This window comes from Rhodanobacter ginsenosidimutans, from assembly GCF_042655685.1.
GTDB lineage: Bacteria > Pseudomonadota > Gammaproteobacteria > Xanthomonadales > Rhodanobacteraceae > Rhodanobacter > Rhodanobacter ginsenosidimutans.
Genome location: NZ_JBHSMM010000001.1, coordinates 1,791,323 through 1,813,487, shown reverse-complemented (window position 1 = coordinate 1,813,487; position 22,165 = coordinate 1,791,323). Strand labels below are relative to the sequence as shown.

Annotated in this window: 21 protein-coding genes and 1 tRNA gene; 6 read left to right on the top strand and 16 right to left on the bottom strand. The window is 63.6% G+C overall.

Annotated elements, in window-relative coordinates; all coding sequences use genetic code 11:
- Positions 1 to 50 precede the first annotated feature (50 nt).
- Both ACFPK0_RS07955 and ACFPK0_RS07950 read right to left on the bottom strand, forming a co-directional pair.
- Positions 51 to 512 (bottom strand): GlcG/HbpS family heme-binding protein, encoded by a 462-nt coding sequence (locus ACFPK0_RS07955; RefSeq protein WP_377339634.1) that lies wholly within the window; start codon positions 510 to 512, stop codon positions 51 to 53.
- The gene (locus tag ACFPK0_RS07950; protein ID WP_377339631.1) at positions 493 to 1,506 is read right to left on the bottom strand and encodes a zinc-binding alcohol dehydrogenase family protein; all 1,014 of its coding nucleotides are present in this window, start codon (positions 1,504 to 1,506) and stop codon (positions 493 to 495) included. The genes ACFPK0_RS07955 and ACFPK0_RS07950 overlap by 20 nt, the downstream gene beginning before the upstream one ends.
- A gap of 13 nt (positions 1,507 to 1,519) precedes the next feature.
- Between ACFPK0_RS07950 and ACFPK0_RS07945 the strand changes: the two genes are divergently transcribed.
- Together ACFPK0_RS07945 and ubiM are read left to right on the top strand one after the other, a co-directional pair.
- Positions 1,520 to 2,575: a LysR family transcriptional regulator gene (locus ACFPK0_RS07945; RefSeq protein ID WP_377339629.1), complete on the top strand. Its 1,056-nt coding sequence runs from the start codon at positions 1,520 to 1,522 to the stop codon at positions 2,573 to 2,575.
- Positions 2,576 to 2,839: 264 nt separating this feature from the next.
- The gene (gene ubiM, locus ACFPK0_RS07940; RefSeq protein ID WP_377339626.1) at positions 2,840 to 4,057 is read left to right on the top strand and encodes a 5-demethoxyubiquinol-8 5-hydroxylase UbiM; all 1,218 of its coding nucleotides are present in this window, start codon (positions 2,840 to 2,842) and stop codon (positions 4,055 to 4,057) included.
- Between the two features lie 466 nt (positions 4,058 to 4,523).
- Here the strand turns inward: ubiM and ACFPK0_RS07935 are convergent, their stop codons facing one another.
- Positions 4,524 to 5,375 (bottom strand): MipA/OmpV family protein, encoded by an 852-nt coding sequence (locus tag ACFPK0_RS07935; protein WP_056079452.1) that lies wholly within the window; start codon positions 5,373 to 5,375, stop codon positions 4,524 to 4,526.
- Between the two features lie 173 nt (positions 5,376 to 5,548).
- On the opposite strand from ACFPK0_RS07935, the gene ACFPK0_RS07930 reads away from it, so the two are divergent.
- Together ACFPK0_RS07930 and ACFPK0_RS07925 are read left to right on the top strand one after the other, a co-directional pair.
- Positions 5,549 to 6,268, top strand: a complete 720-nt coding sequence (locus ACFPK0_RS07930) for a response regulator (RefSeq protein WP_426698199.1) — start codon at positions 5,549 to 5,551, stop codon at positions 6,266 to 6,268.
- Positions 6,265 to 7,770: an ATP-binding protein gene (locus ACFPK0_RS07925; protein ID WP_082520117.1), complete on the top strand. Its 1,506-nt coding sequence runs from the start codon at positions 6,265 to 6,267 to the stop codon at positions 7,768 to 7,770. Before ACFPK0_RS07930 ends, ACFPK0_RS07925 begins: the two co-directional genes overlap by 4 nt.
- Positions 7,771 to 7,826: 56 nt before the next feature.
- Here the strand turns inward: ACFPK0_RS07925 and ACFPK0_RS07920 are convergent, their stop codons facing one another.
- The 10 genes from ACFPK0_RS07920 to ACFPK0_RS07875 all read right to left on the bottom strand — a co-directional run bounded on the left by ACFPK0_RS07920 (position 7,827) and on the right by ACFPK0_RS07875 (position 18,908).
- The gene (locus tag ACFPK0_RS07920) at positions 7,827 to 8,684 is read right to left on the bottom strand and encodes a hypothetical protein (protein WP_377339623.1); all 858 of its coding nucleotides are present in this window, start codon (positions 8,682 to 8,684) and stop codon (positions 7,827 to 7,829) included.
- A 229-nt stretch (positions 8,685 to 8,913) separates the two neighbouring features.
- Positions 8,914 to 9,762: a nucleotidyl transferase AbiEii/AbiGii toxin family protein gene (locus ACFPK0_RS07915; protein WP_377339620.1), complete on the bottom strand. Its 849-nt coding sequence runs from the start codon at positions 9,760 to 9,762 to the stop codon at positions 8,914 to 8,916.
- On the bottom strand, positions 9,755 to 10,777 hold the full coding sequence (locus tag ACFPK0_RS07910) for a type IV toxin-antitoxin system AbiEi family antitoxin (protein ID WP_377339618.1): 1,023 nt from the start codon (positions 10,775 to 10,777) through the stop codon (positions 9,755 to 9,757). The genes ACFPK0_RS07915 and ACFPK0_RS07910 overlap by 8 nt, the downstream gene beginning before the upstream one ends.
- Before the next feature lie 86 nt (positions 10,778 to 10,863).
- Positions 10,864 to 11,676 carry a hypothetical protein gene (locus ACFPK0_RS07905; protein ID WP_377339615.1) on the bottom strand — a complete coding sequence of 271 codons (813 nt, stop codon included), beginning with the start codon at positions 11,674 to 11,676 and terminating at the stop codon, positions 10,864 to 10,866.
- Positions 11,670 to 13,427 (bottom strand): restriction endonuclease subunit S, encoded by a 1,758-nt coding sequence (locus tag ACFPK0_RS07900; RefSeq protein WP_377339613.1) that lies wholly within the window; start codon positions 13,425 to 13,427, stop codon positions 11,670 to 11,672. The genes ACFPK0_RS07905 and ACFPK0_RS07900 overlap by 7 nt, the downstream gene beginning before the upstream one ends.
- Positions 13,424 to 14,899, bottom strand: coding sequence for a type I restriction-modification system subunit M (locus ACFPK0_RS07895; RefSeq protein WP_377339610.1), 1,476 nt, complete (start codon positions 14,897 to 14,899; stop codon positions 13,424 to 13,426). Before ACFPK0_RS07895 ends, ACFPK0_RS07900 begins: the two co-directional genes overlap by 4 nt.
- A gap of 140 nt (positions 14,900 to 15,039) precedes the next feature.
- Entirely contained in the window at positions 15,040 to 17,511 is a 2,472-nt protein-coding gene (gene hsdR / locus ACFPK0_RS07890) for an EcoAI/FtnUII family type I restriction enzme subunit R (protein WP_377339607.1), read from the bottom strand.
- Between the two features lie 147 nt (positions 17,512 to 17,658).
- Positions 17,659 to 17,913, bottom strand: a complete 255-nt coding sequence (locus ACFPK0_RS07885) for a Txe/YoeB family addiction module toxin (protein WP_377339604.1) — start codon at positions 17,911 to 17,913, stop codon at positions 17,659 to 17,661.
- 25 nt (positions 17,914 to 17,938) lie between these two features.
- On the bottom strand, positions 17,939 to 18,202 hold the full coding sequence (locus tag ACFPK0_RS07880) for a type II toxin-antitoxin system Phd/YefM family antitoxin (RefSeq protein WP_426698198.1): 264 nt from the start codon (positions 18,200 to 18,202) through the stop codon (positions 17,939 to 17,941).
- Positions 18,203 to 18,281: 79 nt separating this feature from the next.
- Positions 18,282 to 18,908, bottom strand: a complete 627-nt coding sequence (locus ACFPK0_RS07875) for an HD domain-containing protein (RefSeq protein WP_377339602.1) — start codon at positions 18,906 to 18,908, stop codon at positions 18,282 to 18,284.
- Between the two features lie 185 nt (positions 18,909 to 19,093).
- Here ACFPK0_RS07875 and ACFPK0_RS07870 point away from each other — a divergent pair, with 185 nt between their 5' ends.
- Positions 19,094 to 19,351 (top strand): hypothetical protein, encoded by a 258-nt coding sequence (locus ACFPK0_RS07870; protein ID WP_377339599.1) that lies wholly within the window; start codon positions 19,094 to 19,096, stop codon positions 19,349 to 19,351.
- Positions 19,348 to 19,623, top strand: a complete 276-nt coding sequence (locus tag ACFPK0_RS07865; protein ID WP_377339596.1) for a type II toxin-antitoxin system RelE/ParE family toxin — start codon at positions 19,348 to 19,350, stop codon at positions 19,621 to 19,623. Before ACFPK0_RS07870 ends, ACFPK0_RS07865 begins: the two co-directional genes overlap by 4 nt.
- A gap of 132 nt (positions 19,624 to 19,755) precedes the next feature.
- Here the strand turns inward: ACFPK0_RS07865 and ACFPK0_RS07860 are convergent.
- From ACFPK0_RS07860 to serS, 3 genes are all read right to left on the bottom strand, one after another.
- Positions 19,756 to 19,845, bottom strand: a tRNA-Ser gene (locus ACFPK0_RS07860).
- Between the two features lie 627 nt (positions 19,846 to 20,472).
- On the bottom strand, positions 20,473 to 20,853 hold the full coding sequence (locus ACFPK0_RS07855; protein WP_377339593.1) for an LrgA: 381 nt from the start codon (positions 20,851 to 20,853) through the stop codon (positions 20,473 to 20,475).
- Positions 20,850 to 22,127 carry a serine--tRNA ligase gene (gene serS / locus ACFPK0_RS07850; RefSeq protein ID WP_377339590.1) on the bottom strand — a complete coding sequence of 426 codons (1,278 nt, stop codon included), beginning with the start codon at positions 22,125 to 22,127 and terminating at the stop codon, positions 20,850 to 20,852. The genes ACFPK0_RS07855 and serS overlap by 4 nt, the downstream gene beginning before the upstream one ends.
- Positions 22,128 to 22,165 lie beyond the last annotated feature (38 nt).

Here is a 22,165-nt window from a genome sequence, read left to right as displayed (position 1 = left end):
TCACCGCCTGTCCCGGTGGCGCGGCAACTCCCGCCGAAACCGCGAACGACTCAGGCGAGCAGTCCAAGCGCACGCAGCGCATCCTCGGCCGCTTCATGGTCTTGCGCCGACGTGCCGCCGGAGATGCCGATGCCACCCGCAAGCTTGCCATCGAGCATGATCGGCACGCCGCCGCCCACCGCCATCAGCCGCGGATGCTGGCCCAACGGAGCCACCATCGGCTCGCTCATGTAGTGATTCCATTGATGCGTCGACATGCCGAACGATGCAGCGGTCCACGACTTGTCGATGGCCACTTCGGCCGTCAGAAAGGGAGCCGCATCCGCACGTTCAAAGGCGCGCAGGTGACCGCCCGCATCGGTGATGGCAATGGTGGCGGCGAAGCCGCGCTGGGCACATGCCGAACGGGCATGGCCGAGCAATTCATGCGCGGCTTCCAGGCTGAGGATAGGGTTGGTGGTTGCGTTCATGGCGATTCCTGGGGATGAAGAGTCAGCGGGCGGCAACGACAACTTTGCCGATCATGTTGCCGGCCTCGACCAGCGCGTGCGCCTGGATCAGGCCAGCGGCATCGAGGCCATCGATACGTCGGGTGAGCGTGTGCACCACGTCGCCGCGATCGACCAGTTCGGCCATGCGGCGCAGCAAGGCGTGCTGTCGGGCGATGGTGCGCGTGGTGAAGATCGGGCGCGTGTACATCAGCTCCCAATGGATCGAGATGGACTTGGTCTTGAACGGGCCGATGTCGAGCGCGACCGGATCGTCGATCAGCGCGAACTGGCCCTCCGCACGCATCACCGCGGCAATCTGCGGAACGTAGCTCGCGCTTTCATTGAGGCCCACCACGAAATCGACTTCCTTGATGCCCAGCGCCTGCAACTGCGGCGCCCACGGCTCGCGATGGTTGATGACGTGGTGCGCACCGTGCGCCAGTACCCACTCGCGCGTCTGGTCCCGCGAGGCGGTGCCGATGACGGTGACGCCAGTCAACCGACGCGCCAGCTGGGTCAGGATGGAGCCAACGCCGCCGGCCGCGCCCGTCACCAGCAACACGCTGTTCTCGGTGGGATCGGCTTCGTGGACGCGCAGGCGGTCGAACAGCAGCTCCCACGCGGTGATGGCGGTCAGCGGCAGCGAAGCCGCTTCGGCAAAATCCAGCGACCGGGGCATCGGCCCCACGATGCGCTCGTCGACGGCCTGCAGTTCGCTGTTGCTGCCCGGCCGCGTGATGTCGCCCGCATACCAGACGCGATCGCCGGGCTTGAAGCGCGTGGCCAGCGGCCCCGTCGCCCGAACGATGCCGGCAGCATCCCAACCGGGAATGCGGGGCGCGTCTTGCGGCACGTCGCCATGGGCGCGGATCTTGGTGTCCACCGGATTCACCGAGACGGCCTTCACTTCGACCAGAAGGTCGTGATCGCGCAACTCGGGTGTGGCCAGTTCAACGTCCTGCAGGACGTCGGGGTGGTCGATCGGGAGGTTCTGGAAAAAGCCGACAGCTTTCATGGGCGTGCTCTAGGTGATCTGGAGGCGCCATTGTGTCGTTCTTCGTTTTTACGAAAAATGGGTTAATGTCAGTAACACTTACCGCATTTTAAAGAAAATGATTCGACTCGACGACATCCAGATCTTTGTGCAGACGGTCGAGGCGGAGAGCTTTTCCGAGGCCGCCCGCCGGCTCAATATCGCCCCCGGCTTTGCCAGCGCCGCGGTGCAGCGGCTGGAGAAGGCGCTGAATACCCGGCTGTTCGTGCGCTCCACCCGCAGCATGCAGTTGTCCGCGGAGGGCGAACGCTATCTGCCGCATGCGCGCGCCATGATCGATGCACGGTCGCAAGGCCAGCGTGCACTGGCCAGTGCGCAAGACAGCTTGTCCGGAAGCCTTCGTCTTTCGGTGCCTTCGGATTTCGGCAGAAACCTCCTGCTGGGCTGGCTCGACGAATTCCAGCACCAGCATCCGGCCCTGTCCCTGCACCTGCGGATGAGCGATCGCGCCGCCACCCTGACGCGCGAACCGCTGGATGCAGCCGTGCGCTACGGCGCACTGTCGGATTCGTCGCTGGTCGCCATTCCGCTCGTCGAAAACAACCGGCGCGCGCTGTGCGCCGCGCCTTCCTACCTGGAGCGCGCAGGCAAGCCCGCTAACGTGGACGACCTCAGGCACCACAACTGCCTGCGCTTCGTGTGGAGCGAGCAACTCCACGAACGCTGGCTGTTCACCCTGCCCGGCGGCAACAAGACCGTGAGCGTCTCGGGTAATCGCATCAGCGACGACGCCGACACCGTGCGCCGCTGGGCGGTGGCCGGCGAGGGCCTGGTCTACAAATCCCGCATCGACCTCATTCCGGATCTGCGCGCCGGCCGCCTGGTCGAAATTTTCCCGCCAGCCCACTGCGAACCGTCACCGCTCAACCTCATCTGCGCCGACCGCTCGCGATTGACGCCGGCGATCACGCAACTGAAAACCTTCCTGCAGGCACGCTGCGCAAACCTGCTCGACGATTACTGGCAACACGTCGCAGCGAGCGCCGGCACCCGAAAAGGCAAGCCCCGGCGCGCTGCTCCACGTCGCTGACGAACGCCAGCCGTTGCCCGTCATCCCAGTGCCTCGCAACGGCCGAAGGGCCGGTCACGGCGGTATCCAGCGCCGCCACACCACTGCCCACAAGGCACGTCACTCCTGTCTACGCAGGAGCGACGTGCAGAAACCCAGGCCGACGGCAAGCCGCGCCGACTGCGGCAATTGAAACAAGCCACCTTGCCGCTCCCCTGATCAGGGTCAACACACGCAGGCGAGGCAAACGGTAGCTTGCAGCGATTCAATCGGAGCACCCTGCCCATGTCGTTCGATATCGTGATCATCGGCGCCGGCCCTGCCGGACTGTGTTTCGCCCGCTCGCTGGCGGGCAGTGGCTTGCGCATCGCGCTGGTCGAGCGGCAGCCGGAGGCGGCACTGGTCGCACCGGCCGACGACGGCCGTGAAATCGCGATCACCCATCACTCGCAGCGCCTGATGCGCGAGTTGGGCCTGTGGGCACGGCTGCACGACAACGAGATCGGCACCTTGCGCGACGCCATGGTGATCGATGGCGACGACCACGACGGTTTGATGTTCCGCCACGACGAGACCGGCAAATCACAGTTGGGTTGGCTGCTGTCCAATCACGCGATCCGCCGCGCGGCGTATGCCGAAGTGATGGAGCAGCCCGAGTCCGAGCGCATCACCGGCGTGCAGGTAACCGCCGTGCGCACCGCCAGCGACGGCGCCCAGGTCGAGTTGAATACCGGCGACATCCTGCACACCCAACTCGTGGTCGCCGCGGACAGCCGCTTCTCCGAAACCCGCCGCGCCATGGGTATCCCGGCAAGCATGCACGACTTCGGCAAAACCATGCTGGTGCTGCGCATGCAACACGACGTGGCGCACGACCAGGTGGCGTGGGAATGGTTCGGTGTCGGCCAGACCCTGGCCCTGCTGCCGCTGCACGATCCCCACACCTCCTCGGTGGTGCTGACCCTGCCGCCGCAGGAAATGCAGGCCCTGCTGGCACTGGACGACACAGCGCTGGAAACGGCGATGGCCTCCCGCTTCCAGCAACGCCTGGGCGCCATGCGTATAGCCGGCCCGCGTTGCAGCTACCCACTCGTCGGCGTGTACGCCAAACGCTTCGTGGCCGAACGCTTCGCCCTGATCGGCGACGCCGCCGTCGGCATGCACCCCGTCACCGCCCACGGCTTCAACTTCGGCCTGCTCGGCCAGGCCACCCTGGCACGCGAACTGCGCGCCGCCGTTGCCGCCGGGCAACCGATCCACAGCCGCGAACTCCTGCGCCGCTACGAACGCAAACACCGCCTGGCCACCCACCCGTTGTATCTGGCCACGCAGATGCTGGCCGGTTTGTACACCGACGACCGACGGCCGGCGCGGGTGGCGCGCAAGCTGGCATTGCGGGTGGGTGCGCGGTTGCGGCCGTTCCAGATGGCGGTGATGGCGGGGCTGACGGCCGACGCCGGGTCGGACATGCGCTCCGCTGCTTTTCAGCTTGGCCGTCCATAGCGATCAATCACGCTAGCGAAGCGACCTGTCGGTAGAAATTTTTCCCGACATCTTTATCTCGGCTTGGTGCGTTTCCTCGTCGAGGTCACTGACGCGTGGGCTGTCGTCGTTCTCCCTGGATACGGGGTGCGCCAGCAGCCTCTTCACCGTCGTTCGATCACGCCCTCGCCTTCGAGCATGGCGCGCAGAGGCGCGGAACGTACGGCAAAGAGATCGAAGAATCCTACAGACGCAAGCCGTCGCGCATCGCGCAGGATGCGTTCCTCGCACACCCTGCGGGCCGGTTCCGTAGCCCCACTGTCGAGTGTCAGTCTTGCCAACAGCATGAAAGACGCCAGGTCGTTCCATCCAGCAACGGGACTTTGCGATAGCGGCGTGCGAGATGGTTTGCCGAGGCTTCCGTACAACCCTTTCAGGCGCCGCACCCAGCCGGGGCGTCCGATATCTCCGCGCTTATGGCCCGGCATCAGAATCGATACCCCAGAAACACACCGGTGTAGAACTGGTTCGTCCTGCCGTAGCCGGTGACGATGGGACTGTTCTTGGCGTCGCCGGCCAGTCGCTCGTACTTGGCCAGGCCAATAATCGTCCAGCGCTTGCCGAAAGCGTAGTTCAACGTCGTCGTTACGCCATAGCTGGTGATGCCGGCTTTGGGCTGATAGGCCTGCAACCCCGTGGCCAGCGACTGCGCGTCCGAGACACCGAAATAGGTACGCGTACGGGTCGCGTCCGCCCACTGGGTGCTTGCCTGTGCCGTCCAGCGAAGATTCGGCGTAAAGCTCGTGGTATAGCCAAATCCGAACTGGACCGCGGTACCGCTGCTGCGCGTGTTCTTTTCACCCTGCTCCTTTCTGAGGACAGCACCGCGGGTGGCAGCAAGTTCGGCGAACCATGACTTCCCCCGATAGCTGCCGAACACGCCCGCATCGATGCCGCCACTGGTCTTGCCCAGGCCGTGCAATGCGCGATCGTCCGACTCATCCCACTGGGCTTCCGGCGTAAAGCGTGTCACCACGCCCAGCCGAAAGCGATCGTCCTCGCCGAAATGAAACAGGTTCACGCCGATGGCGGGGCCACGCACGAAAAAACGGTCGCGATAGTTGATCGAAAGATAGGGCGCGGGTCGAAGCTCGCTTTTGGCTGCGCCGGGGAAGATCGGCGTGCGCAGGACACCGATGCCGGCCACCACTTTCCAGTCGCTTTCCTGCGTAGCCTGTGAGGCGGACTGGGCGAAGGCCGGGGTGGTCATCATCAGCATCGCCACCCCCGTTGCACATGTCTTGGGGGTCGCGCGCAGGAACAAGGTCATCAGCTTCATCACGGGCAGGCATCCTGGGGGTGGGGAGCCGTGAACTCTAAGAGGCTGCCGGCCATGGGCGATTGCACCGGTCTTGCAGATCGTTTCAATTTGTTTCAGCCGAACCGCAGGCCGCTGGACTGCGTTATCGTCCGGCCATGAAATCCAGTGCCTCCTCCCCTCATCAACCACACGTGCTGATCGTCGACGACGACCAGCGGATACGTGCCATGCTGGCCCGCTTCCTCACTGACCACGGCATGTACGTCACAGCGGCAGGCGACGGGGTTCAGATGCTCGATGCCATGCGCCGCGAGCCTGCCGACCTCATCGTGCTGGACGTGATGCTGCCTGGCGAGAGCGGCTTGTCCCTTTGCCGGCAATTGCAGGATGCGGAGCGGCCCGTTCCGGTCATCCTGCTGACGGCCATGGACGGTGAGGCCGATCGCGTGGTCGGCCTGGAACTGGGCGCCGACGACTACATCGTCAAGCCCTTCAATCCTAGTGAACTGATGGCCCGCATCCGCGCGGTGTTGCGTCGGACCTACGTCAAGCCGGATCAGGCACAGAGCAAGCGGCCGGTCTATCGATTCGCCGACTGGACACTCAATGTCAGTCATCGCAGCCTGACTTCGCCCACCGGCATGCTTACCGATCTGACCAGCGGTGAATTCGATCTCCTGCTGGCCTTCGTGGAACATCCGCAACAAGTACTGAGTCGCGATCGGCTGATGGACCTGGCGCGAGGACGCAACAGCAATCCGTTCGACCGCAGCATCGATGTGCAAATCAGCCGGCTGCGGCGCAAGGTCGAAACCCACCCGCTTGACCCGGCACTGATCAAGACAGTGCGCAACGGCGGCTATTTCTTCGCTGCCGACGTCTGCACCGAAGATAGCCGTCAGACAGCATGAGATTTCGCTGGCATCACCGATTCGGGCTGACGTCGCGCATCGTGATCGTGATCCTGCTGTCGCAGGTGTCGATCGAATTGTTCCAGAACATGCTGAAGCGACTGGTGCCGCCACCGAGCTTCATTCTCATCGACCAGCAGTGGTTATCCGAGCGCACGGCAGAGGCCATTCGTGTGGCGCGCGACACACCGGCTGAAAAACAGCAGGAAAAGCTCGATGCGCTCGCCTCTGCAGGGTGGTTGAGTTTTCATATCGAGCCGGGCGATTCGAAAGCAGACACCAGCGCGCCCAGGCCTGCCGGCGGAGTGCTCCCGCCGACCCGCCACCATGTCCCCGCGCCGATGCCTGGAAAGTCATCCAGTCTGCTGACGTCGGTTGTCCGGGATATCGCGCAGAAAATCGATGTCGATCCGGCCAGGATCCAGGCCAGCGCGGAAACCACATCCACCGATATCGACCTTGAGACCGGCACCCTGGTCGTGCTGGCTGCCAGCCTGCCGACGCGCCTGGTCGACGTTGCGCGCAATCGCATGCAATCGGACATTGCGGTGTTGCGCAGCTTCCGCATCGCGATCGATATGGGCAACTCGCGCTGGCTGGTGGTTTCGCAGCATCTGGATGAGAAAGAGGCCACACGCCGCTTCAGGAACATCGCGATCATCATCGTCACGCTGTTGTTTATCGGCGGTCTGTCGTTCTGGCTGGCACGCCGGCTGGTTCAGCCATTGAAGCGGTTGACCGAGGCCGCCGAACGCCTGGGGAGGGAGCGCAAGCCCACCTTTATCGCCGAGATAGCCATCCCCGAATACGCCGCGATTGCACGGACTTTCAACGAAATGCAGCTGCGCCTGAAGCAGTTTGTCGACGAGCGTACCCACATGCTGGCGGCCATCGCGCACGACCTGCGCACGCCGCTCACGCGGCTGCGCCTGTTTGCCGAATACGTTGACGACCAGACGCAGCAGCGGCAACTTCTTTCCGACATCGCCGAGATGGACGCGATGATCAACAGCACCCTGGCATTCGCCGGTGGCGAAGCCAAGTCCGAGGCACACAGCCGGGTGGATATGGCGGCATTGCTGATCAGCCTGTGCGACAACGCATGCGACGCCGGGGGATGGGTCGACTATCTTGGGCCTGACCACGCACAGCTTCCCTGCCAACCGGTAGCCATGCGCCGGGCGCTGGCCAATCTCATCGAGAACGGCTGCAAGTACGCCGGGCATGTCACGGTCGAACTGGATGACAAAGCCGATTCCATCGTCATCGCCGTCATCGACGATGGACCGGGCATCGCGCCCGAACAGATCGAGCGCGCCTTTGCCCCGTTCCAGCGCCTGGAGGGATCGCGCAACCGTACGACCGGCGGCACCGGCCTCGGCCTGGCGATCGCGCGCGACGTCATCCATGGCCATGGCGGCAACATCCACCTGTTGCCGGTCGAGCCGCATGGTTTGCTTGTGCGAGTAGTTCTACCCAAGCCGGCTACACCGCTGACATGAATCTGGTCGCGAACCCGATGCCTGATGCGTTACCAAACGCGAGCCGCGCCCGCTTCTCAGTGATCGCTTTCAGGAACCACCGAGCCCGCTGGCGACGCGGCACTGCTCGCGCTGGCGAGCTTCTCGGAGCGGGTGTCCCCGGAAGCGTACTGCCCGACCTGCAGGGTGAACTGTGCTTTTTGGCCTGATGCCACCGCCGCAGGATCAACGTACACCTGAATCCTGTAAGTCGTCGCAGCCCCAACGGACTGCGACCACGTCTTGGCCCCGGACGTCGCCGTGTCGACCAGCGGCTTGCCATGAGTCTGGTCATCCACCTTGAAGTGCACCTGGGCGTTGCTGGAGAGGAGGTTGACCTTGACGGTCATGCCCGCGGCGATGGCCACGGTGAAGTTCTGCGACGTGGCGTCGGCCCCCAGTATCCAGCTCTGCACCGCCCATGGCTTGCCGGGTTCAAACGTCACAGCGGTCGCCGGCGCCTGAAAGTCTTCGACGCCGTATTGCCCGATTTGCAGCGCGTACTTCACGGTCTCGCCGGAGGGCACCGCGGCAGGGTCGATATAAACCTGGATCGTATACGTCGTGTCCGTCGGGTTGACCGTTGTCCAGGTGGTCTCGCCAGTCTTCTGCGAATCCAGGACCGGTTTTCTGCGGTTCTGGTCTTTCACCTTGAGCTGCACGTTCGGGCTGCGGGTGAGGAGATTGAGTTTGAACGTCTTGCCCGCCACACCGGCGACTGTGTAATCGACCGACTTGTTGGAACGGTCAAGACTGCCGATTTCCTGCGCCCACACACTGTTTGGCGCAAAGGTCACGGCAACCGGCGTGTCGGCGGATACGGGCAGCGATACGCAGGCAACCGCCACTCCCAGACCCGCGCCGAACGCGCCGCGGAGAAAATCGAAACGTGACATGTGTGGAACCCTCGCATGGTTTGGAATTCGCCGGGGATGCTTCGATGATTCCATCGCGCTGCATCGTGGCCCGCGCATCGGCGCAGCGTTCCAGTGCATGGGCGGCGCCTCACCCCTGAGTCGGTGCCGTCCGCGAACGATACGCCTGATTCGCGTGGCTCGCGATACTGTCCTCGACAGCTTTTCTCCGGAAGGGGACCGGACTGACACATTTTCTGGACTGATTCGCTCAAGGGGTCGCGGCGCCCCGCAATCCCGCATGAAAGGCGCCCAGCAGGTCGAGGTCGATCTGCACGTCGCCGGACCGCATGTCGCCTATCAGCAGCAGCCGGCCACCCGGGTCGATCTCCGTCGCCAGAAGATCCAGCACCGCGTCCAATGCGACTGTGACACCGGCGTTCGCCAACGGGTGCAGCACCTTTCTGGCGTCGTGTCCCAGCAACCATGCGCCGGCACGGGCATGGTCGTAATCGTCCGCTTCGAGCAGCTGGCTCGCTTCCGCATACAGGCGTTCCACGTTGCCCGCCTCTAGATAACTGCGCAGCAGCAGGCGCAGGTCTCCGGCATCGACGCCCGGCCGTTCGTGGCGTCGGTCACGCCAGGCGAGCAGCTTCAGGACGGCTTGCGCCGGCAAGGAGGCGACCGCCACCACCACGTCATCCGGCAGCCGTACCGCGACTGCCTGCGCCGCCGCTTCGCGGTAGCCGAGCATGGTCATCTCGGCAGCATGCGGCAACGGCCAGGCGATGCTGCGATCGGCCCGCTCCACGCCGCCGAAGGGAAGCAGATCCACCCGATGGCACTGCTCGAACTCCAACCGATGCAGCACGCCGGGCACTTCGGCGAAAGATCCGTCGGCAAGCAGGGCGTCCCTCAAACCGGCGAAGCTGTTCCATCCATCCAACCCAAACGCGAAATCCATGTCGGTCGTGGCGCGCGCCACGCGTATGCCATGCGCGAACGACAGCAGCACGTCGCGCGCCATCGCGCCAACCAGCAAGGGCTCGGCATCTGGCTTGGCCCGGCGCATCGTCGCCACTAGCCTGGCCAACACCGCCAGCCCGGCCTGCTCACGCAAATCCAGCGGCGATCCCTGCATGCATTTCCCCTGCGATTTCCAGACAGCGCGCATCGCCGATCGCCAGCAGGTCCGCGTACACCAGCAAGTGCGGCACCATGCCGGGGGTCTCGCCCTCGAAATTCCAAAAGCGTCGCAGCACTTCCACGTTGCCGTTGCGATCCGGCTGCAGACGCTGATCGGTCAGTAGATTTGGTTCGACCTTGTTGCCGTAGAAGGTGGCTGTGCCGGGCCGCAGGTGTTGCGTCAGCCGCGCCGCTGCCGGCTCACCGCCCAGCAGCAAGCCGTAACGCGTTGCGTCGATGGCCTCGACCCAGTCGAGCTTGCGCGTGTCGTAGCGGCCCAGCAGCAGCTTGGGCCGCAGCCGCTGTGGATACGCATCCACCCAGCGCTTGAGCAGCCGTTCCGCATCGATCAGCCGGCGCCCCTTGCGCAACGTGGCCACGAAGCCGAGCTGCGGCAGTTCGGTCATCACCCAGCCCACCGTGCCGTGCGCCACGCCCGCCAGGGCGGCGATCTCCCGATACGGCAGGTCCACCGCCGCCGGCCGGCACAACAGGGCGAACAGCACCTGCAGCCCGGTGGCCTGAAACGCGCGGCCGCCCTGCGTCGGCGGCGCGAGGGCTTCCCTCGGCCGCTCACCCTTCACCCAGACATGCAGCGGCGGCTGCGTCAGCCAGGCGTTGCCCGCGGCATCAATGAACTGCACGCCGCGCCGGCGCAGCTCGTCGGCCATCGGCGGCGTGACGTAGTCGGCCACCAGCAGCCCCTGCTCGCCGTGGTTCGCCAGCTGATGCAGCGCCGCGCCGAGCGTGGCACGGCGCAGGCCGCGCTTCAGCTCGGCGACGTAGCGCAGCTCGCGGCCATCGAAACGCAGGCACAGCACGGCATCGCCGCGCGTCGCCTGGCCGCCAGGCTCCCGTTCGACTACTTCCCATTGCAAGCCTGGCAGCTGCACCGCGGTCAAGGCAGCCTGCAGCAGATCCGGTTCGTGTTGGCGGCGGTGTTTGTCCATGATTGGCATTTGTCCATGTTTTGTGGACAGAAGTCAATTGTGGACAAGATGGGGCCTAGAGCCCGTGCGAGCCCCGCGATGCAAGATCAGGCACTGCGATTCGGGCCTAGCGCATGGCCCGAGCGCAGCAACTCCTGCGCATCGGCCCACAGCGTCTGACGCCACGCGCTGTCCTGCCCCGGTGGCGTGTCGATCAGATCGGCGGGGAACCAGCGATGGGTGTCGAGGGCAAGCACCTGCGGGACGAACAGCTGGCCGTCGTCAAGGCGCACGAGCGCCTCCCGCGTGGCGACATGACCGATGACCATGATGCCGAGGTCGGTTGCGATGGCGCAGAGTGCCATCAGGTTGACGGTGCAAGGCGAGTGATCGAGACGCCAGTGATCGGACAGTAGCCAGTAGCGGCTCAGCTCCTGCGTGTCGAGCGTATCGAAGCGCTCGCCATAGGCAACGCACAGTGATCCGGTGCTTTGCGGACCGAGCGGTTCCTTGCTGGCCACGAAGACGTGGATGATGCGATCGACATCGGGGAAAAGTTCCTGGCGCTGCCGCAGCCAGTCACGATAGATCGACGGGTGCTTGTAACCCTGCACGCGATGATGGCGCTCGGAGTCGACGCCATCGAGCCAGCCGCGGCGCAAGGCAAGCGTGTCCGCCGCCCAGTCGAGCAAGCGTGGCGTGAGTTTCGTCCTGAGCTCATCGGGATCAGCAAAATCCGCGTTGGGCAAGGCCAGTGCCTCGGGCAGCAGGCGCGGAATCTGCACACCCGCAACGCCATGCGCGGCGAAGGCATCCAGCAGGCGTTGGGCCTGGGCGCGGGCGGGATTGCGTCGTTTCTTCCAAGCCGCGATTCCGTCTCGGCACAAATCCAGCGCCGGCTTGATGACGGCGCTCAGCATGAGGATGATTGGGCTGCTGCGCTCACCAGCGCGTCGGCGAGGCGAGACTGGGTGGTGCGGGCTTGCTGCAGGTGTTCGCGCAGATCCGCGCAGAGGCGACGCAGTTGTTCGACGCGGATGACGATACGGTGTTGTTCAGCGAGGGGCGGTAGTGGGATGTCGAAAGCCTTGATCTTTCTCAAAACCAAGTTCTTGTTACCAACTCCCTCCGTTCCATCCTCGGACTGTTTTCGCACGAACGGCGAATTGATAACCAAGCACAAGTAGTCGCGATCCATCAGTTCACTTGGCAATTTGATTAGCGCGACGCTGACAAAGATACTGAAAGGACGAGGATCATCGATGACCACTGCAATGCCCGTTGTTCCGATCTTCGTGAGGAGCAAATCGCCGAGTTCCGGGTTGCAACGTTTGATCAGATCGGCGTGGGCAAGCTCTGAAATGAACCGCGTGACTGAGAAATCAAGACAACCAGTACTAAGGTTCTTTACTGATAGGAAAGGCACCCCATCGGGGAGATACTGCGGTGTGTGGTGCGCGCCGTCAGTAACTAACGTCGCAATCTGACCGAGCTTTGCCCACTCCCACTCGCTCGGCAGGCCAAATGCTGGGCTACCCCTATTTGCCGCGGGCGGCAACCGTTCCTGCTTAATCTTACCGAGATCAACAAGTCTCCTCTTCTCGTTGGCGATACGGTTGAGTAACTGGCTGGCTGGCTCGTCGGTAGGGTCTTGCGGAACGAGCAGGCCGCGGACGGCGAGTTGCAGGAGGGTTTTTTCGAGAGTGTCGACGGCTTCGGGGCGGTCGAGCAGCAGGTCGAAGTGGGTGGCGATGCGCTGCCAGTTTTCGGCCAGCTCTTCGGCGGATGCGCTGGCGGCGAGTGCGTCGAACAGCGTGGCGACGAGCCGCGCATGCTGCTCGTCCTGCAGCCGGCCGTGCGCTTCCAGCGCATCGCAAAGCTGCATCAGCTCCTCGACGCGAGCGACGATGCGGGCTTGTTCGGCGAGGGGCGGAAGGGGGACCAGAACCTTCGAAAACTCAGCGCCAGATATTTCTTTGAATGTTGTTCCGGACGCGGCCGCGTCGATGCCCTTCCCGGCATACTTCAAAAACCAGTAGAGATAGTCTGCCAATCCGTGGACATGGGGCACGCATGATTTGAAACCCTGATTCGTGGCGAGCGGAATCGCCGCAATCGCGACGTATCCGATCGGTGCACGGCTCGAAAAGAGTACGGAACCTCGTGGAAGAAGCTGGGCGGACGACTTACGCAAGCCAGCATCGCTGATGTCTCTACGCCCTCGGCCGATCATCTTGTCGCGGAGGCCATATAGGTCAGCCGGAGTAAGCCACGGTACGCCGTTACCAGAGGCCCACAGCGATGGATCATCCGACCTCGGCGTACCGCCGCCGAGAACTTTCCCCAGCTCTCCCAATCGCACCCATTTCCATCTCGCAGGGATGCTGTAAGGTCCTTCGTCCACAACTGTTTCATGCTTTCGCTTTTCGCGACGACCTGCACCGGGAGCAACTTGTGTCGCAATTGCTGCCAGCAATGCATCGATCGGTTCATCGCCACATTCTTGAGAGCTGAGCTTCCCTCGCACTGCCAGAACCAGAATCAGCTCCCGCAACTTCACCACACCCTTCGGCGCCGTCGCCAGCAGATCGAACGAGTCGTTGAACGCCGGCTCCACTGCCGTCTTCAACGCATAAACCACACTGCGTTCCGCGACCTGCGACTTGCTCATGCCTGCGCCTCGCCATTCAACGCCGCATCGAGCAACGTCTTGAGCTGATCCCGTATCCCCTGCGCTTCGCCCTGTAGTCGCTGGTAGTCGGCCAGCAGCTTTTCGGGATCGAGGCTGACCTGCTCCGCCATGTGCGGGTTCTTCTGGTCGAGGTTCCAGTTGGCTGCCTTGATCGTTTCGATGTCGACCTTCCAGGCGAACTCGTTTTCCACGCGACTGGCGTAGTTGTCGGCCGGGTCGCCCCACCACGCTTTCTCCACGTCAAATTCCTCGATGCGGATCGGCCTGGTCTTGTTGTAGCTCTTTGCGCCGGCCGGGTACTGATGCTCGTAGTACCAGACGTGCTGGGTGGGCTGGCCCTTGGTGAAGAACAGCAGATTGGTCTTGATGCCGGTGTACGGGCTGAACACGCCGTTGGGCAGGCGCACGATGGTGTGCAGGTTGCACTCGGTGAGCAGTTGCTCCTTGATGCGCGACTTGACGCCTTCGCCGAACAGGGTGCCATCGGGCAGCACCACGGCGCCGCGACCGTGGGGTTTCAGCAGGTGCTTGATCAGCACCAGGAACAGGTCGGCGGTTTCCTTGGTGCGCACGTCGGCGGGGAAGTTGGCCTCCACGCCCGGCTCCTCGGTGCCACCGAACGGCGGGTTGGTGACGATTACGTCCACGCGATCCTTCGCGCCGTAGTTGCGCAGCGGATAGGTGAGCGTGTTGTCGTGGCGGATCTCGCTGGGCACGTCGATGCCGTGCAGCAGCATGTTGGTGACGCACAGCAGGTGCGGCAGCTGCTTCTTCTCCACGCCGTGGATGGAGGTTTGCAGGGTGGCCTCGTCCTCGGCGCTGCGCGCCTGCTTGCGCAGGTGCTCCAGCGCGCAGACCAGAAAACCGCCGGTGCCGCAAGCGGGATCGAGTACGGTTTCGCCCAACTTTGGGTCGACCATATCGACCATGAACTGGGTGACAGCACGCGGCGTGTAGAACTCGCCGGCGTTGCCGGCAGACTGCAGGTCGCGCAGGATCTTTTCGTAGATGTCGTTGAACTGGTGGCGGTCGGCCTGGCGATTGAAGTCGATCGCGTTGATCTTGTTGATCACCTGGCGCAGCAGCTGGCCGGACTTCATGTAGTTGAAGGCGTCCTCGAACACGCTGCGGATGACGTAGCCGCGCGGGTTGCGTTTCAGATCGCCGGGCAGTTCCTTCAGCGTGGGGAACAGCTGGATGTTGATGAAGTCGAGCAAGGCATCGCCGGTGCGGCCTTCCGGATCATCCGCCCAGTCGCGCCAGCGCAGGTGCTCGGGCAACGGCGATTTGTAATGGTCCTGCATCACCTCGAGCTGTGCTTCGTGGGCGTCGAAGATTTTCAGGAAGAACAGCCAGGTGAGCTGGCCGATGCGCTGGGCATCGCCGTCGACGCCGGAATCCTGGCGCATGACGTCCTGGATGGATTTGACGATGGAGCTGAGATTGGACATGGAGATCTGCGTTTGATGTTGATTTTCCTTCTCCCACTGGGAGAAGGTGGCCCGAAGGGTCGGATGAGGGTGCGGGCGGAGCGTGAAGTACAGGCTTCGGCCGCACCCTCACCCCAGCCCTCTCCCGAAGGGAGAGGGAGCTAGGAGCCGGGCGAAGCTGAGCGGTACAGCTCAGCTTCCAGCACCTGCAGTGCCTGCAGGTATTGTGGCTTGCCACCGAAGGCGCGCACCAGTTCGATCGGGGTGCCGAGGTGGTCGATGGGCGGCAGACGCAGCACGTCCATGCTTTCCAGGGTCTGCACGCCGCTGTCGGCGTACTTGTCGATCAGCGCGGCGATGACCTGGCGGGCGACCGGGCCGTATTTGGTAAACACGTTGCGCTTGCGCACATGGTTGGCGCGCTCGGCGCGGGTGAGCGGCGGCATGTCGTAGGCGACGTGCAGCACCAGGTCGAACGGGTCGAAGTCCTTGCCCACTTCGTCGGCCAGCGCGTCGAGGAATACGCCGTGATCGTCCAGCTCCGCGATCAGGGCGGCTTTGCGCTCGGCCGTGGTCCATGCCTGCAGGAATGCATCCAACGACTCGTACTGCTTCTTGATGTTGATGCGGGTGTAGTCGCGCAGGCTCTCGGTGATCAGCTTGCCGTCGGCGTCGAGGTACTGCACACGCTCCTTGGAGACGCTGACTGGGACGTGCTTGCCGTCGATGACGAAGCGTTTGACGATCTCGCCGCCTTCGCCAGGACCGGCCGTACTCGGCAAATCGCCGCCCTCGGGACTCCACGGACCGGGCTCTTCCTGCGTGCCGCCAACCGATGGCGATGCCGGAGTCGGCGGTTCAACGGGGTCGTTCGGACCGGGCTGGTAGACCTGCACCGGGTCGCCATCGAACTCCTTGTCGGCAAACATCTCGGTGGCGCGCTTGAAATCCATGATGGTGAACCAGGTCTTGCCCAGATCCTCGCGCAGGCGCGTGCCGCGGCCGACGATCTGCTTGAAGGTGGTCATCGACTTGATGGTCTGGTCCAGCACGATCAGCTTGCAGGTCTGCGCGTCGACGCCGGTGGACATCAGCCGTGAGGTGGTGGCGATGACCGGCAAGGCTTTCTCCGGGTCGATGAAGTTGTCCAGCTCCAGTTTCCCTTCCCGGTTGTCGCCGGTGATCTGCACCACGTACCTGGGCTGGTCGATGCAGATGTCGGCGTTGGCGTTCGACAGCGCCTGGCGCATGCGTCCGGCGTGGTCGATGTCCTCGCAGAAGACGATAGTCTTGGCGTAGCGGTCGGTGACCTTGAGGTACTGGGTGATTTTCTCGGCGACGAGCTGGTCGCGCGCTTCCAGCACCAGCGAGCGGTTCATGTCACTCTGGCCGTAGACGCGGTCCTCGATCAGGTTGCCGTGCTTGTCGGTCATGCCGACGCTCGGGCGCCAACCGTGCACGTCGCGGTCGAGGTCGATGCGGATGACCTTGTACGGCGCCAGGTAGCCGTCGTCGATGCCCTGCTTCAGCGAGTAGGTGTAGAACGGCTCGCCGAAGTAGTCGCTGTTGGAAATCTCCTGGGTTTCCTTCGGCGTGGCGGTAAGGCCGATCTGCGCGGCGCTGCTGAAATAGGTGAGGATCTCGCGCCACGCGGAATCCTCGGCGGCGCTGCCGCGGTGGCACTCGTCGACGATGATCAGGTCGAAGAAATCCGGCGAGAACTGCTTGTAGATGTTGTCCTCGTCCTCGCGACCGGATACGGCCTGGTACAGCGACAGGTAGATTTCGTAGGACTTGTCGACCAGCTTGGTGGTCTTGTGCACGGCCACATCGAGCTGGTCGATGAAGCGCTGGCCCGTCTCGGCGTCGACCCGCTCCACCCCCTTCTGGTTCGGGCTGAGCTTGGCCATCGCGCCCTTGAAGGGCTTGAAGTCGTTGACCATGGTCTGGTCGATCAGGATGTTGCGGTCCGCCAGATACAGGATGCGTTTCTTCGCGCCGGACTTCCACAGCCGCCAGATGATCTGGAAGGCGGTGAAGGTCTTGCCGGTACCGGTGGCCATGACCAGCAACACGCGATCGCGACCCGCGGCGATCGCCTCGACGGTGCGGTTGACCGCGGCGATCTGGTAATAACGCGGCGGCTTGCCGGGGAACCACGCCGATTCCGCCACATGGCGCACGTCCGCTGACCAGCCTTTCCAGGCGCAGTAGCGTTGCCACAGTTCGTCGGGACTGGGGAACTCGTCGAGGGCGATTTCGCGTTCCAGCACACCATCGCCCAGCGTGCGATCACGAAAGAGGAAGCCTTCGCCGTTGCTGGAAAACGCGAACGGCACATCCAGCAGGTCGGCATACGCAATCGCCTGCGCCATGCCGGCGTTGAGTGAGTGGGTGTTGTCCTTGGCCTCGATCACCGCCATCGGGCGATCCGCACGGTGGCACAGCATGTAGTCGGCGCGGCGGATGCTGGATTTGTCGCGCGCGGCACGATGGCCCCGCACCACCATGCGGCCAGCCTTGAGCGTGAATTCCTGAAACACCTGCTCATCCACGTTCCAGCCGCTGGCGACCAAGGCGGGCGTGATGAACTTCAGGCAGATGTCCGCTTCGGACAGTTTTTTCTTATCCATGAAGCATGACTCTGGCGACTCCCCCGACTCGAACACGCCAGAGCATAGGGCGTTGGATCGACCCCGACCAGTCGACGGCGCATGTCGATGTCTTTACACCGCCGCGTGCGTGGTTTTTCAAAGCCGGCCGCGACCGTTGCCTGTTGCTCAATAGCGATACCGCAACTGCGCAATCAGCAGCGCGCCCGCGACGGGCTTGTACACCATGCGGTGCTCGTCGTTGATGCGACGCGACCAGTAACCCGCCAGCCCGTGCCGCAACGGTTCGGGTTTGCCGATGCCTTCGAGGGGATGGCGCATGGTGTCGTCGATCAGCTTGTTGATGCGCGCCACCAGCTTGCGGTCTTGGGCCTGCCAGTGGAGGTAATCCTCCCAGGCCGCGTCGGAGAAGATCAGCTGCATGCCGGTCAAGCTCAGCGGGCCAGGTTCAGCGGGCCAGCTTGCGCGGTTTGCCGCCGCCGGATTCCAGTTGCGCCATCGACTCCAGCAGGCGACGCGCGTTCCTGGGGCTGCGCAACAGGTACGCGGTTTCTTGCATGGACTGGTAATCGGCCAGCGACATCATCACCACCGACTCGTCCTTCTTGGTGATGATCACCGGCGCATGATCCTCGCAGACGCGCTCCATCGTCTCGGCGAGACTGGAGCGGGCCTTGGTGTAGGTGATGGTGTCCATCGGCCGCCTCAACATGTACATTATTCTGTACATAATCTAGCCGACGACCCACGGCCGGTCAAATGCCGTTCGGCGGTCGGTTCAAGCCTGGAAATCAGCCAGCAAGCGCCTTGCGTTCCCCCGCCCCTGCCAGCGCATGCATCAGGTCTACCGTGCTGTCGAGCACCCTGGCGACCTTCCCGCTGCGGGTGGAGAAGATTTCCGTCAGCGCCTGGTAGTAGCCGAGCGTGCCGTCGCGGCCGCCGGTGAAGCGGTCGAATACGAGGGTGGCTATTTCAGGGTCTTCCATATCCTGCACGATGGCGCGGGCGTTGTGGAGTTTGTCGCAGGCGGAGACCAGCAGCGTGGCGTCCGGTGCTTGTTTCAGGTGCGCGAGGTAGGCAAGTTTGCGCTTGACCCAGTCGCGGCGCTTGGCTTCCGGATCGGTATGGCGGGCCTTGCCTTCGGCGGTGCCGTCGGTGCAATCCATGACGATGTTGGCAACGGTGTCGCCGAACTGCGTGCGGATCATGGCCTCCTGCCTCGCGCCGCAATCCTCGACCGTGTCATGCAGCAGGCCGGCGATGACCTGGTCTTCGTTGCCTCCGAATTCGATCACCAGGCTGGCCACGCCGAGCAGGTGATAGAGATACGGAATGTTCGAACCCTTGCGGACCTGCGTGGCGTGGGCGATGCGGGCGTAATCAACGGCCTGGCTGACGCGGTCGGAGAGTGTGGTCACGGTGGATTCCCTGTTGGCTTCACTACGCCGACGATGACGCGGAAGTGTCGCACGGGGCGAGATTGCTGGCCGATGAGGTAATCCGACACAAGGCCTTGCTTGCAGACGGGAAGCGTACGTCCATACACACTTTTTATCGTACGATTTATGATACGATAGATCGAGTTGTACCAAGAGGAATTGCCATGAGTTCGATCAGTGCGAACCATCTGAAAACCCAGGGCGTGTCCGCGATTGCGGAAGCGCTGGCCGACGCGCCCGAGGCGATGGTGTCGGTGCGTGGCAAGGACCGTTTCGTGGTGATGAACATCGAGCATTACCACTACCTGCGCGAGTGCGAGCTGTCCGCGGCGCTGGCCGAGAGTCAGGCGGATATGGCTGCGGGCCGCTTTGTCACGGAGTCGGTGGACGCGCACATGAAGCGCCTGGCCAAACTGCCATGAGCTTCACGCTGGTCTTCACCGACCAGTACAACCGTCGCGCGGCGCGCTTTCTCAAGCGCCACCCGCAAGTGCGCGAGCAGTACCGCAGGACGCTGCTGTTGCTGATGGCCAATCCCCACCATCCGTCCCTGCGGTTGCATGCCCTGGGTGGAAAGCTGGAGGGGCTGCATTCGGTGTCGATCAACCTGTCCTACCGCATCACCTTGGAATTGATCATCCGCGACGAGCAGATCGTGCCGATCAATGTGGGCGATCATGATGCGGTGTATTGAGGTGGGGTCGACGCCACCGACGGCCTGAGGACGCTCTGATTTTGCTCGTCATCCCAGCGAGGCGCTTTTCAAAGGCCGAAGGTCGGTAAAGCGCCAGAAACAAAACGCCCCTTTCGGGGCGCGTTGCGTTTCTGGCGGAGAGAGTGGGATTCGAACCCACGGTAGGCTTACACCTACGGCAGTTTTCAAGACTGCTGCCTTAAACCACTCGGCCATCTCTCCATAAACTCGTTAGCTGCGGCAAGGCGCGCGTTGCGCGCCACTACGGCAGTTTTGCTACGGGCATCCTGCCCTTCGCCCCTTCGGGGCCAGCGGCTGCGCCGCTGTCCGCTTCGGCTTCCTGCCTACGCGTCAAGACTGCTGCCTTAAACCACTCGGCCATCTCTCCATAAAACTCTTTGCCTTGCCCAAGGCGCGCGTTGCGCGCCACTACGGCAGTTTTGTTCCGGGCATCCTGCCCTTTACCCCTTCGGGGCCAGCGGCTGCGCCGCTGTCCGCTTCGGCTTCCTGCCTACGCGTCAAGACTGCTGCCTTAAACCACTCGGCCATCTCTCCATAAACTCGTTAGCTGCAGCAAGGCGCGCGTTGCGCGCCACTACGGCAGTTTTGCTACGGGCATCCTACCCTTCACCCCTTCGGGGCCAGCGGCTGCGCCGCTGTCCGCTTCGGCTTCCTGCCTACGCGTTAAGTGGCTGCTGCCTTAAACCACCCGGCCATCTCTCCAAACCTGGTTCTTTATCCGCCGCTTCTTTATCCGCCGCATCAAACAAACCGGCGGATCGCCCTTCGACTTCGCTGCGCTACGCTCAGGGAGAACGGCTAGGGGTGCTTGCGCGGGGTGCAATCCTATCAGGAACGGCTTTGCGGGGGACGGCTGGAATCCTTCTTCGACAGCGCGACAAGGCAGATTGCCAGGATCGCCACCGGGATCAACGCGCCCAGCAGCGGTAGCAGCAGGATCGGTTGGCGGACGACCATCGGCACGAGTTGGGTGGCGGCGGCGAAGGTGATGATGGCGAGGCGTCCGCGGCGGCTGTGGCGGACTAGCCAGAAGCTGGCCAGGACGAGTGGCAGCGCGATGACGGACAGGTCGAGGTCGACGGTGGGCAGGCGCCACACGCTTTCGAAGCTGAGGCGCATGCCGATTACGGTGGCCAGCACCGCCAGCAGGAAGAAGCTGGTGTAGAACTCCACCCTGCCCCAGCTTCCGCGTGCCGGCGCCGTGGTCATGCGATGCGGTCCAGACCGGCCATGTACGGGCGCAGGGCTTCGGGGATGGTGATCGAGCCGTCGGCGTTCTGGTTGTTTTCCATCACGGCGATGAGGGTGCGGCCGATGGCGAGGCCGGAGCCGTTCAGGGTGTGCACGAGTTCGGGCTTGCCGGTTTCGGGGTTGCGCACGCGAGCCTGCAGGCGGCGGGCCTGGAAGTCTTCGCAGTTGGAGCAGCTGGAGATTTCGCGGTAGGTCTGCTGGCTGGGCAGCCACACTTCGAGGTCGTAGGTCTTGGTGGCGCCGAAACCCATGTCGCCGGTGCACAGCAGCAGCTTGCGATACGGCAGGCCGAGTTTCTGCAGCACGGTTTCGGCGTGGCCGACCAGTTCTTCGAGCTGGGCATAGGAGTCGCTGGCGCGGCTGATCTGCACCATCTCGACTTTCTCGAACTGGTGCTGGCGGATCATGCCGCGGGTGTCGCGGCCGTAGCTGCCCGCTTCGGCGCGGAAGCACAGCGTGTGCGCGGTCATGCGCAGCGGCAGCGCGTCGGCGTCCTGGATGGTGTCGCGCAGCAGGTTGGTGAGCGGGACTTCGGCGGTGGGGATCAGGTAGCGCCTGGTTTCGTTGACCTCGGTGGCGAACAGGTCGTCCGCGAATTTCGGGAGTTGGCCGGTGCCCTGCATGCTTTCGGCGTTGACGATCACCGGCACGTTGCATTCCAGGTAGCCATGCTCGGCGGTGTGCAGGTCGAGCATGAACTGGCCCAGCGCGCGATGCAGGTGCGCCAGTTGGCCGCGCATCACGGTGAAGCGCGCGCCAGACAACTTGGCACCGGAATCGCCATCGAGCCAGCCGTGGCGCTCGCCCAGTTCGACGTGATCCTTCACCTCGAAATCGAAACTGCGTGGCGTGCCCCAGCGACTCACTTCGACGTTGTCTTTCTCGTCGCGCCCTTCCGGCACGGACTCGTGCGGCAGGTTGGGGATGCCCAGCGCGATCTCGGACAGCTTCGCCTGCACGTCGGCCAGCGCCTGCTCGTTGTTCTTGAGCTTGTCGCCGAGGCCGGCGACTTCGGCCATCAAGTCGGTAACGTCCTCACCCTTGCCCTTGGCCTGGCCGATCGCCTTGGAACGCGCGTTGCGCACGCTTTGCAGCTCCTGCGTCTCCATCGAAAGCTGCTTGCGCTGGCTTTCGAGCTGCTCCACGGCCGCCGTGTCCAGCACAAAGCCGCGCGTCGCCAGCCGCTTGGCGGTATCGGCGAGATGCGCTCGCAGCAGCGTCGGGTCCAGCATGGTCGTTCCTTTGGGTGATCAGACCGGCAATTATCGTG